The sequence below is a fragment of the Acetilactobacillus jinshanensis genome (assembly GCF_004359375.1).
Classification (GTDB): Bacteria; Bacillota; Bacilli; order Lactobacillales; family Lactobacillaceae; genus Acetilactobacillus; species Acetilactobacillus jinshanensis.
This window is the reverse complement of sequence record NZ_CP034726.1, coordinates 1,258,075-1,270,154: the sequence shown is the minus strand read 5'-3', so window position 1 is coordinate 1,270,154 and position 12,080 is coordinate 1,258,075. Positions and strand designations below refer to the sequence as shown.

The 12,080-nt window shown below is 38.4% G+C and carries 12 protein-coding genes; 7 read left to right on the top strand and 5 right to left on the bottom strand.

The genetic code is table 11. The features are described from left to right. Nucleotides 1–92: 92 nt before the first annotated feature. The 4 genes from pyk to ELX58_RS06000 all read right to left on the bottom strand — a co-directional run bounded on the left by pyk (nucleotide 93) and on the right by ELX58_RS06000 (nucleotide 3,370). Nucleotides 93–1,508 carry a pyruvate kinase gene (pyk, locus tag ELX58_RS06015; protein WP_133442248.1) on the bottom strand — a complete coding sequence of 472 codons (1,416 nt, stop codon included), beginning with the start codon at nucleotides 1,506–1,508 and terminating at the stop codon, nucleotides 93–95. A gap of 156 nt (nucleotides 1,509–1,664) precedes the next feature. Then, complete coding sequence (locus ELX58_RS06010) at nucleotides 1,665–2,540, bottom strand: peptidylprolyl isomerase (RefSeq protein ID WP_133442247.1); 876 nt, start codon at nucleotides 2,538–2,540, stop codon at nucleotides 1,665–1,667. A gap of 78 nt (nucleotides 2,541–2,618) precedes the next feature. Next, a complete protein-coding gene (locus ELX58_RS06005; RefSeq protein WP_133442246.1) occupies nucleotides 2,619–2,924 on the bottom strand; it encodes a hypothetical protein in 306 nt (101 codons plus the stop codon). Between the two features lie 2 nt (nucleotides 2,925–2,926). Further along, nucleotides 2,927–3,370, bottom strand: coding sequence for an HIT family protein (locus ELX58_RS06000; RefSeq protein WP_133442245.1), 444 nt, complete (start codon nucleotides 3,368–3,370; stop codon nucleotides 2,927–2,929). Between the two features lie 134 nt (nucleotides 3,371–3,504). Between ELX58_RS06000 and ELX58_RS05995 the strand changes: the two genes are divergently transcribed. Genes ELX58_RS05995 through trmB form a run of 3 tightly spaced genes read left to right on the top strand, consistent with a single transcriptional unit; the run spans nucleotide 3,505 to nucleotide 6,101 of the window. Continuing rightward, nucleotides 3,505–4,233 (top strand): ABC transporter ATP-binding protein, encoded by a 729-nt coding sequence (locus ELX58_RS05995; protein ID WP_133442244.1) that lies wholly within the window; start codon nucleotides 3,505–3,507, stop codon nucleotides 4,231–4,233. After that, nucleotides 4,230–5,435: an ABC transporter permease gene (locus tag ELX58_RS05990; RefSeq protein ID WP_133442243.1), complete on the top strand. Its 1,206-nt coding sequence runs from the start codon at nucleotides 4,230–4,232 to the stop codon at nucleotides 5,433–5,435. Before ELX58_RS05995 ends, ELX58_RS05990 begins: the two co-directional genes overlap by 4 nt. A 12-nt stretch (nucleotides 5,436–5,447) precedes the next feature. Continuing rightward, nucleotides 5,448–6,101, top strand: coding sequence for a tRNA (guanosine(46)-N7)-methyltransferase TrmB (gene trmB / locus ELX58_RS05985; protein WP_133442242.1), 654 nt, complete (start codon nucleotides 5,448–5,450; stop codon nucleotides 6,099–6,101). On the opposite strand, the gene ELX58_RS05980 is transcribed toward trmB, so the two are convergent. After that, nucleotides 6,102–6,380: a hypothetical protein gene (locus tag ELX58_RS05980; RefSeq protein ID WP_133442241.1), complete on the bottom strand. Its 279-nt coding sequence runs from the start codon at nucleotides 6,378–6,380 to the stop codon at nucleotides 6,102–6,104. It abuts the gene before it with no gap. A gap of 107 nt (nucleotides 6,381–6,487) precedes the next feature. On the opposite strand from ELX58_RS05980, the gene ytpR reads away from it, so the two are divergent. The 4 genes from ytpR (at nucleotide 6,488) to ELX58_RS05960 (ending at nucleotide 11,971) form a co-directional block, all read left to right on the top strand. Beyond that, nucleotides 6,488–7,126, top strand: coding sequence for a YtpR family tRNA-binding protein (gene ytpR / locus ELX58_RS05975; protein ID WP_133442240.1), 639 nt, complete (start codon nucleotides 6,488–6,490; stop codon nucleotides 7,124–7,126). Between the two features lie 38 nt (nucleotides 7,127–7,164). Next, nucleotides 7,165–9,840, top strand: coding sequence for a DNA translocase FtsK (locus ELX58_RS05970; protein ID WP_133442239.1), 2,676 nt, complete (start codon nucleotides 7,165–7,167; stop codon nucleotides 9,838–9,840). Between the two features lie 65 nt (nucleotides 9,841–9,905). After that, nucleotides 9,906–11,228: a UDP-N-acetylmuramate--L-alanine ligase gene (gene murC / locus ELX58_RS05965; protein WP_133442238.1), complete on the top strand. Its 1,323-nt coding sequence runs from the start codon at nucleotides 9,906–9,908 to the stop codon at nucleotides 11,226–11,228. Nucleotides 11,229–11,242: 14 nt separating this feature from the next. Continuing rightward, entirely contained in the window at nucleotides 11,243–11,971 is a 729-nt protein-coding gene (locus tag ELX58_RS05960; RefSeq protein ID WP_236747662.1) for a Bax inhibitor-1/YccA family protein, read from the top strand. Nucleotides 11,972–12,080: the final 109 nt, after the last annotated feature.

Here is a 12,080-nt window from a genome sequence, read left to right as displayed (position 1 = left end):
TCTCATGTTTTTGAGGTGACGCCCTTTATTTTTGCAACAAAAAAAGTCCTGAAAAAATTCAGGACTTAGTATTAAAGATTAAATTTTATAAATTACTTAACGGTAACAACGAATGCACCTTTAACTGGAGTAGCCATGGCAACTAAAATCTTGTCACCTTTCTTAGCTAAACCAGAGTTAACGGCTTCGCTCATTGCTTCCTGTAAAGCACTCTTGAAGTCTGCAGGAGCCTTAGCCATTACTGGGTGAATACCCCAGTCAATAGTTAAGCCGTCACGAATACGTTCAGTAGGAACTAATGCTAATACATCAGCATTTGGATGGTACTTAGAGAACATACGTGGCATGTGACCGTTCTTGGCAAAGCAAACGATGGTCTTAATGCCTAAGTCAGTTGCTTCTAAAGTAGCACTGTGTGCAACTGCTTCTTCAGTGTCACCACCGTCGAACTTTGGACGAGGGTAACCATATTCTGCGAAGTGGTTTTCAGCCTTGGTATCAATACGTGCCATTGAAGCAACGGCATGTACAGGCCAGTCACCATTAGCAGTTTCACCAGAAAGCATCGTAGCATCGGTACCATCAAATACGGCATCGGCACAGTCAGATACTTCAGCACGGCTAGGACGAGGATTAACAGCCATTGAAGCTTCCATCTGGGTAGCAGTGATTACAGGCTTACCGATCTTGTTACAGTAATGAATCATGTGCTTCTGTACTAATGGAACATTTTCGAATGGAATATTAACGGCCATGTCACCACGAGGTACCATGACACCATCGGCAAACTTCATGATCTGTGGTAAGTTATCAATACCTTCTTGATTTTCTAACTTAGGGAAGATCTGAACATCAGTCATGTTTTCATCCTTTAAAATCTTCTGGATATCACGAACATCCTGAGGCTTACGTAAGAATGATGCGGTGATAAAGTTGATATGCATGTTTTCACATGCGAAACGAATATCATTTTCATCTTTCTTAGTAACACCAGGTAAGTTAACAATGGCACCAGGAATGTCGGCAGTCTTACGAGAACCTAAGGTAGCGGTATTTTGCACTTTAACGTGTAACTGACGCTTAGAGCTATCTTTGCTTACACAAATGGTATCTAAAATACCATCATCGAACATAACGTGTCCACCAACGTGAACATCGTCAAATAAGCCATCGTAAGTGGACTGAACTAAGTCCTTGGTAGTTTCTTTCTTACCATCGGCATCCATTCCAATATTAAAGGTGTCACCTGGATGATAAGTAAATTTCTTACCATCTTTGTTAGCGGTAGTACGAATTTCAGCACCCTTAGTATCACAATCGATACCAACGTTCATGCCAGTCTGCTTTTCAGCCTGGACAACCATCTTGTAACGCTTGAAGTGTTCAGGATGACTACCATGTGAGAAGTTGAAACGGAAAACGTTAGCTCCTGCTTTGATTAACTTAGCGATCTTCGGGACCGTAAAGCTGGCAGGACCTAATGTACTTACAATTTTTGTCTTTTTCATAAGTAAATCCTCCTCTTTCCGTTTTAAGTGTATCACAACTCGACCCTTAATTTGTTCATAATTCCTATGATTTTTGGTTTATTAACAAAAAAGCGCCCAATAATCAGAATTGAATTGATTATTAGGTGCTTAAGATTTAATTTACAAAGTTATTGATTACTTAGATGATGACATGTAACCAGCCAAAATATTCTTTAGGCTGTTATCTTGAATGTTAACATCACCGTTTTGTAAGACTTTAGAAACGACCTTATGCATAAGGGAAGCGTTCTTCATTTCCTTATCGGTGATCTGATTTTCTAAAGCGGCTTTATTATCTTTGTAAGTACCACGTTCAGGCTTATGGATCATCTTGATGATCTGATAACCATATTGGGTTTTAACCGGTGTCTTGGTGTATTCACCGTTATGAAGCTTGAAGGCAGCATCCTTGAACTTAGGACTTAACTTAGCGGTGTTGTCAAATGGAGCTAAACGGCCACCATTCTTCTTGCTAGGGTCCTTAGAATACTTCTTAGCAACTTTGGCAAAACTGTCGCCAGACTTTAATTTCGATTCAACGGTCTGAGCCTGAGATTTGCTGGTTACTAAGATTTGGGCAACCGTAACTTTAGGTTCGAAGCTCTTGAACTGCTTCTTTAACATCTTCGGTGTAAAGTCAGTATTATGCTTTACAGCTTCACGTAATAATAACTTACTACGAAGGCTTTGACGTAATTGAGCGGTCGTCATGCCTTGTTGCTGTAATAACATATCGAATTCTGAACCATATTGAGCTTTCATCTGGTTCATAATGGCGTTAACTTGAGAAGATTTAACGTCTTTACCGTAATCTTTGGATAACACTTTATCTAAGATCATCTGTTGTAAGACTTGCTTACCGTTGGCGGTCTTCTTCATATTATTATAATAAGAAGTTCTTGTGATTCGACCACCTTTGGTAGTAGCGACAGCTTGGTTACCACAAGCGGCTAATGATAAACACATTAAGCCACCCATTGCGCCAAGTAAGATTTTCTTTCTTAATTTCATTCTTTTCAAACACCCATTTCTATTAAGTAATCTGTCTTATAACATAACATATCATTCATAAAAATGTTGAGAAATAAATTAATTAGTTTTAGTTTGCTTAATTGATTTCTGTAGTTGATTAATTTTTACTTGAAGCTGATTGACGGAATGATTGGTCCGTTGTTCAATCTTATTCACATCAACGCCCTTAATACTGTGCGTGAAGTTTTGAAGAGCATCTTTAGAAGTTTTTAATTGTTCTATCAACCTGTTAATCAACTGTTTTGATGTGATCAGATACTTTTTAAGGTAGCTGAGGTCCGATTTAACTTCCTTCGGATGAAGTAAACAAGCTAAGCCCAATATAGCTGCCGTTTCACCAGTATACTTAGTGAATCTATTCATGCTTATTTCTCCACGTGTTTTTTAATGTCATTCATAACCTTAGTGAATTTGGCGTTATCGTATTCAGAATTATGGTTAGTGAAGTGCATGGAAAAGCCATCATTTTCCGTATAACGGGGAATAAGATGGAAATGAGAATGGAATACGGATTGAGAAGCTAACTTACCATTGTTATTAAGAATGTTTAAGCCCTTGATCTTAGGATTAGATGCTTTAACAGCACGTGCGATCATCGGGATTCTAGAAAAGACTTCACCGGCATATTTAGCATCATAAGCATAAATATTGGGGATATGACGCTTTGGAATCACTAGAGTATGACCAGGGGTGGTCTGTGAAATGTCTAAGAATGCTTTTACAACGTCATCTTCATAAATCGTGTAACTAGGAACTTTACCTTCAATAATTTTACAAAAGATACAGTTGTCATCGAGTTCGTTACTCATAATCAGACTTCTTTCATCAGTAAATATTATTCAACTTAATTATACACTAACCTTACCGCGTAAATGAGAATCGGTATGATATAATTACTTACGTAATTACGATTTTAATCGATTTAAAGAGATGAATGAAATTAATGTCTTTAGTTGTATCCCATTTAACCGGTGGTTACTCACAGCTTCCGGTCTTACACGATGTTTCGTTTAACATTAAAGATGGTGAATTAGTTGGTTTGATCGGCCTTAACGGTGCCGGTAAATCAACTACGATCAATCACATTATCGGTTTATTGAAGCCGTTTTCTGGTTCCATTAAGGTTAATGGCGTTTCAATCGATGATGATAGTCAGAAATATAAGCAGCAGATCGCTTATGTTCCTGAAACACCGATCTTGTATCCGGAATTGACCTTAAAAGAACATCTGGAGATGACGATCATGGCCTATAATTTGGAACCCAAGAAAGCTTGGCATCGAGCTAAATACCTATTATATCGATTCAGATTATCCAACAAATTGAATTGGTTCCCAATCGATTTTTCAAAGGGTATGAAGCAGAAAGTCATGATTATCTGCGCCTTTTTAACGAACGCTAAGTTATTTATTATTGATGAACCGTTTCTAGGTTTGGATCCGTTAGCAGTTCACGATCTGTTGGCTTTGATCAAAGAACGAAAAGTGCAGGGCAGTAGTATTCTGATGACGACTCATGTTTTAGATACGGCCCAACGGGTTTGTGATCGATTTGTCCTAATCCATAACGGTTACATTCGAACTGAAAGTACTATGGACCAGCTTCGTAAGCAATATCATAAAGATACGCTATCGGATGTGTACTTATCATTAGCAAAGGATGCCAGAAAATGACACGGTTATTTAAGCAACGATTAAGCACTCATTTAGTCCACATGACTAAATACCTTAAATACGTATTCAATGATTTCTTTGTCATTGCGTTACTGTTCTTTGTCGGTGGCTTAGGGCTGGCATACTCTAATTTCTTAAAGACGCTTCGAATCGGAACTTGGTGGCTAACACCAGTAATTGGTTTAGTCATCCTGATTTCAATCCAGCTCGGTCGTTTAGCGACGTTAACGCAGGATCCTGATTACGTCTTTCTTTTGCCTAAAGATAGTGCAATGAAAGGGTACCTGAAACAAGCTATTAAGTACAGTTCTTTTAATGCTGGAATTATCCAAATTGTAGTTTGGTTTGTATTACTACCTTTATTTAGGATCCGTTATCAATTGGACTGGTTAGAATTAATTAGCTGGCTGATAATTATGCTACTTCTTAAAGCTAATTGGTTAACCGCAGAGGCTGATCTAGAATACCAAGATAAGAACCGATTTAGTTCTAGATTAGTTAGTCGGCTGATTTTACCGGTGATTATCATCGCATTTGGCTTGATGTTAACACCGTGGATTAGTTTAATTTTAATTTTGGTATGGTATTTGATCGAAAATTATATCTTTAATCACCAATCTAGCCCAGTTGATTGGCTCCGCATGATTAGAACCGAAAATCATCGGATGCATGATATTTACACCATCTTCAACATGTTTGTTGACGTACCTAACTTTGGCAGCGCAATTACACGTCGACGTTATTTGTCACCACTATTGAAATTAATTAAACGAACCCGAAAAAATACTTATCTGTACCTATATTGGCACGGCTTCGTTCGTGATAAAGAATTTAGTAATTTATACGCTCGTTTAGTTATCATTGGCTTAATTATTTTAATCTTTATTGATGGTACGACTTTGTCAATAATTATGGGTTTAGTATTTGTATATTTAACGGTATTTCAAATCATTCCGTTTTATTTCCATTTTGAATCGAACGCGTTTATTCATATTTACCCATTAAACGGTGTTAACCAGCTTAAGAGCTTTCAAAAGATGCTCTGGACGTTAATGGGGACCGTTGAATTTCTGTTCGTTATCGGTGGCTTGATCAGTGGCCGATCCATAATGTGGGATGTGCTTTTACTGGCTCTAATGATGATCGAAGTATATGGAATGATTAACGTTTATTTACCGAAACAAGTTAAGAAGTATAATTAGGAGGCTATTAATTTGCGTGCAAGACATAAAAAATGGGCGGCACCATATATTGCAGCTCATCCGCAGACGATCGTAACAGACCCTGATCAATTACAAGGTGAATGGGAAGACCGTTTTCCCAAGAAGCAGCCAATTTATTTAGAAATTGGGACTGGCAAGGGTCAATTTATTGACACGATTGCTAAATTACATCCCGAAATTAATTTTATCGGGATTGAACTAGAAGAATCAGTAGTTGCGATGGCTTTAAAGAAAGTTATTGCTCATCACCGTTCTAACGTTCAATTAATCGAAGGTAATGCTAACCAGGTGGTTGACTTCTTCAAGCCACATCAGATTCAATGTCTATTTTTGAATTTTTCTGATCCGTGGCCAAAAAAACGTCATGCTAAACGACGTTTAACGTCATCACGTTTTTTACCACGTTATCATGAGATTTTAGCACCGAACGCACCGATTAAATTTAAGACCGATAACCGGAATTTCTTCGAGTATTCGTTAAAATCCATGAATAATTATGGCTTAAAATTTGATGATATTACGCTAGATTTACACCATAGTAAAGAAAACGAACATAATATCGTTACTGAATACGAAGAAAAAACGATGAGTCACGGGCCCATTTATCGGATTGTAGCTCATTTTCCTGATAAGACAGATAAGTAATTAATTATCGAGAATCAGCTGACCGTTTTGATCCGCTTCGAATCGGTGCTGAAGCCATTGATGATTTTCTTGAACGGTAATTCCACCAATATAGTGATTACCATGCTTTTGGATCCAGGTGCCTTTAATATTAAAGCCCTGATACCTAGATTGAATTTTTTTCAGGATTTGATTTTCGATGTGATCATTATAGAGTCGATTGATTTGGTGGGTACTCAATAACGTAATACCAATACTTAATCCCAATAATATGAGACTGAATTTTGTTAATTTTTTCATGACTGATTCTCCAATCAATTATGTTGGTTTGTTATAGATAAGTTATAATAATTTTAGTACACAAATTCGTTAAAGACCAAAATCTTTAGATCAAAGGAGTTTTTTACATGTTAGCAGCCGGATATAATCCTTCTCAAATGGGTGATATTTTAGTTGTCATCCTACATCAAGATACTAAGCAGCAGAGTGTTAAGATCAATAAAAACGTCGTTAAGATTTTTGACCCAAAGCAAAAAATTACTTTAGGTTTTAATTTCTTAGATGCTAGTCACGTATTACCCGATTTAAAAGGTAAGAATGGTGAAATTCATTTAACTAACGATGACTTAAGCAAGTTAAACCAAGCCATTAAGAACGCTGGCTTCAATGATCAGTTGAAGCAGGATCCGATTCCACGATTTGTGGTTGGTTACGTTAAGACCTGCAAACAACATCCCGATTCCAGTAAATTAAAAATTACCCAAACTGAAATTGATGGTGGTAAGACCGTTCAGATCGTCAGTGGTTCTCCTAACATGAAACAGGGGATTAAAGTCGTGGTCGCTAAAGTTGGTGCCATGATGCCAAACGGTTTAATCATTTGGCCAAGCAAGTTAAAGGGCGTTGAAAGTAACGGGATGATCTGTGCCGGATACGAATTACGCATTCCTGGCGCTCCGCAGCATCCAGGTGCTTTGATTTTACCGGACTCATATAAAGTCGGTGAACCATTTGATTTCAAAACGGCTACCAAATTATTTAAATAATTATATTTAATGGATTTTTATTTAAGGATGAAGAGTAAATGAACCATTATGATGGGCCTGCCTTTTACCGGAAATTTGTACATGACGGTACCGTAAATAAAAATAAAAAGGTTAATGCGATCAGGGAACGTAAATCCAGATATTCCCGTAGTGGTAAACGAAACGTAACGGGATTTTCTCGTGATGTTCAACGGGCTAACTTTAATGACTTTAAGCCTTATAAAACTAGTTCCAGTCACATTGATCTTCAAAATAATCCAATCGCAAGAATGACTGCTGAATTTAAACCGCGACATCATTATGGTACTCCGGATCAGAATGTTAAACAGCCAAGTAGCGCTCCAACGGAATTTGAACGGATTAATACTCATTATCAGCAATTAACGAGTGAATTAAGCCCAAGTGATGATGACGTTATTTTATTGGCTAGTTCAGGCGCATCGGAATCGACACAAAGAACGGACAGTCTTCATTTTAAATTGGCTTCAAGTTCCAGTAATGCTGAAAGTTCTAATTCATTTGAAACGGTTGAACATATACACTCGACTCAATCAGATCAGAACGATGGTCCGTTCGTCAGTGATACTGACTTTAATTCTGATGAGAGAGTCAATGAAAAGTCGAGTTCATCAGAGCAGAGTGTTAATGATGCGGCACCTGAGGGTCAGTCAGAAGCTTCCGATTCCCAGGATAATGAAGTAATAAGTTTTGCCAGTAGTAACTCAGATTCATCATCAGCAAATAATTTTGAGGATAGTTCCGAAGCCGTTGAACATTCGGAATCGTCTTTCTCAAATGGTGTCAAGTCGTCTAATTATGATTCGGATGAAGAGTCAGAATCATCTAATTCATCAGTAAAACCTGACGTTGAATCTTCTGAGAGTGCTGAACCTCTAGGCCATGACTTTTCATCGATTATGCGGGATGAAAAACAGGACATTAAGAATAATCTAGAATTGTTCAAGAAGTCTGAATTGGCTTCAAAGTCAGGAGCAGCCACCAGTAACGAATCGGAGAATGCTTCTAATGAATCCAATATTTCAGAATCATCTAAAGCTTCTGAGGGTTCTAGTCAATCGAATAATAATGAAACAAAATCATTGTCTTCAAATCAAGATGTCATGATTGAGTCGAGTAATACGTCAGTTGAATCTCAATCATCAAGTGACGATGAATCATTTGGCAAACGACCTGATTTTGTGGCTCAAAATCCAACTAACGTTCAACCAAATAGCGATTTTGATGATTCTGATTCGGGTGATGATGAACATCCCGAAATTCAGCCGTCGACCAGTTCTAATTATCATTTTCCAAGTCACGATTTATTGGTGGCACCAAAACGAAATTATGATCAGGGCTTAGATGACTGGATCTTAGATAAGGCTAATACCTTAAATAAGACCTTGAGAGCATTTCACGTGAACGCCCAGGTTGTTGATTGGACGAACGGTCCGACCGTTACCCAATTTCAGGTTAAACTTCATTTAGGGGTTAAAGTCAGTAAGATCAATCATCTATCAGACGATTTAAAGATGGCTCTCGCCGCTAAAGACATTCGAATTCAGGCCCCAATCCCTGGTAAAACCACATGTGGGATTGAAATCCCGAATCCGAAGCCACGTCCGGTTATGCTTTCGGAAGTTGTTAATTCAAAGACCTTTAGAGACAGTAAGTCTGATTTAACAATCGCTTTAGGTGTTGATTTAACGGGTAAACCTCGAGTTACCGATTTAAGAAAGATGCCGCATGGTTTAATTGCTGGTGCGACTGGTTCCGGTAAAAGTGTGTTCATCAACTGTATGTTGGTTTCGTTAATGTATAAAGCAACGCCACAAGAATTAAAGATGATCTTAATTGATCCAAAGGCCGTTGAATTTGCACCGTATAACGGAATTCCGTATCTGTTATCACCGGTCATTTCTGAGCCTAAACAGGCGGCCGCTTCATTGAAGTGGGCAACTAAGGAAATGAACGAGCGTTACGAAAAGTTAGCTGCTGCGGGTGTCCGAAACATTGAACAGTTTAATGAAAAAGCTGAAAGTCATCATCAACCACAAATGAAGATGCCGTATATCTTGATCGTGATTGATGAATTAGCTGATTTAATGATGGTTGCTGGTGACGAGATTGAAACCTACATCGTACGAATTACTCAAAAGGCTCGTGCCGCAGGGATTCATTTAGTCGTTGCTACTCAGCGACCAAGTGTTGATGTCATCACTGGTACAATGAAGAACAACATTCCAACCCGAGTTGCATTTATGGTATCAAGTCAGGTTGATTCAAGAACGATTATTGATCAATCCGGTGCCGAACGCTTGCTGGGTAAAGGTGACATGCTGTTCTTAGGTAACGGCAGTAGCCATCCGATCCGATTACAGGGTTGTTATGTAAGTAACCAGGAAATTGATAAGGTGGCTGGCTTTGCTCGTAAACAACAACCTGCTCAGTACGTATTCCACCCAGGATCATTATTAAAACACGTTAATAAGTTAGAGAATCAGGATAAATTAATGCCACAAGTCTTAGCATACATCGCTAAGGAAAAGACGGTTTCCACGTCTAAATTGCAGCGAGTTTTCTCGATTGGTTATAATCGTGCCGCTAAGATTATTGATGATTTAGAACAGCATAATTATATTTCTGGTCAAGAAGGGTCAAAGCCTCGAGATGTATACTTGACCGAAGCTGACTATAAGAAATTGAACCTGTAATGCTTTATTTGTCATTATTAATATGATATAAATATAGCGAACCAGAGAATTAGAGGAAGATTAGTATGAAACAAAATACCGTTTACTATTTCGTTGGGATTAAAGGTACCGGGATGGCATCAATGGCTTTGATCTTACATGATCGTGGCTACCAAGTCGAAGGTTCCGATATTACTCAAACTACATTTACTCAGAAACCGTTAGAAAAAGCAGGAATTAAAATTCTGCCTTTTAATCCAAAGAATATTCATTCCGGTTTAACTATCATTGCCGGAAATTCATTTACTGATGAACAACCAGAAATTAAAGCTGCGTTGGACCAGGGCTTAAAGGTTTACCGTTATCACCAGTTCTTAGGCAAGATGATCAAGGGTTACACCAGCATTGCGATTGCTGGGACTCATGGTAAAACTAGTACCACCGGTTTATTAGCTCATGTTCTGAGTTCAATCGAGCCCACTGATTATTTAATTGGTGATGGTCGAGGTTATGGTTGTAAGAACGCCAAGTTCTTTGTCTACGAAGCTGATGAATACCGTCGTCACTTCTTAGGCACTAGCCCTGACTACGCCATTTTAAATAACATTGATTTTGATCATCCAGATTATTATACCGGTGTCCCTGATTACGTCGACGCCTTTCAGACGTTTGCTAACCAAGTTCACAAGGGTATCTTTATCTGGGGTGATGACAAGAACTTACGTAAATTAACCGCTAACGTTCCAATCTATACCTTTGGGACTGATGACCGTGATGATTTCCAGGCCAAGAACGTTAAGAAAGATACTAAGGGTTCAACATTTGATGCTTACTTCCACGATAAGAAGTTAGGCACCTTTACCATTCATCTGTTTGGACCTTACAACATCTTACATGCTTTAGCTGTCGTTGCCGTATCCCATATGGAACACGTTGACCTAAAGCAGGTTCAAAAAGAATTAGTTACATTTAAAGGTGAAAAGCGTCGTTTTGCTCATCACCACGTAGCTGATATGGAAATCATCGATGACTACGCTCATCATCCGTCAGAAATTGATGCAACCATCATGGCTGCCCGTCAGCAGTATCCTGACAAGGAATTAATCGCCGTATTTCAGCCACATACCTATAGCCGTACCAAAGCCTACTTATCTGGCTTTGGTAAGAGCTTGAGTCGTGCTGATCGTGTCTACGTCACCAAGATTTACGCTTCACCGCGTGAAAAATCTGGTCAGGTCTCAGCACAGGATGTCGTTGATCGAATCACCAAGCCAAGTACTTTAATTAAAGGAACTGACATGCGTCCGTTACTTAAATATCATCATCAGGTCGTCATTTTTATGGGTGCCGGTGATATTCCAAAGTACGAAGACGCTTATGAAAAGCTATTGAAAGAAACTCATGAATAAAAGGAGCTGTTATATTGAATAACTTCAATTTTAATGAACAACGGCCCGATGTTGATCCTACTAATGGTCGGATTCTCGTTAATGAATCAGAAGGCTTAAATTCATTTTTAACTAAAATGTATGCCTGGATGGCATTAGCCGTTTTAGTTTCAGCTGGTGTTGCTTATTATGCCGGTAGTGTTATGAAAGTTACACCAACCGGTGGCATGAGCTGGATCTTATTGATTGCCTGGTTTATTTTACCGTTCATTTTAGGTCGAGCTGCCATGCGGAATGCCGTCGTTGGCTTTATTGAATTAATGGTCTATGCCGCCTTGACCGGTTTGATGTTTTCTAGTATTTTCATTGCTTATACCGGGACTACCATCACAACCGCATTTGTATCTAGTGCTAGTATCTTCGTTGCCATGAGTGCCGTTGGTTTATTTACCAAGCGGAGTCTAGCAAAGTTAGGTACTCAGTTATTTGGTGCAATGATTGGTTTAATCGTTGCCATGCTCGTCAATCTATTCTTAAAGAGTGGCATGATTGAATTATTCTTATCATTGGCTGCCGTGGTTATCTTCTCACTATTAACAATGTTTGATACCCGTCAGATGAAAGCTTTATACATTAACTTCCATGACCGGATTTCGATGAATGGTTTAGCTATTAATGGTGCCTTGGCATTATACTTAGACTTCATTAACATCTTTATCAGCTTATTAGAAATCTTTGGCGGTGTTGGTAACAACCGTAATTAATTTTTGAAATATTTATTAAAAATAACGGTTTTCAGAATTATTTCTGAGAACCGTTTTTGTTTACTCATCGTTAAACACTAGATATGTTATGTGGTTAGGTACAATATAT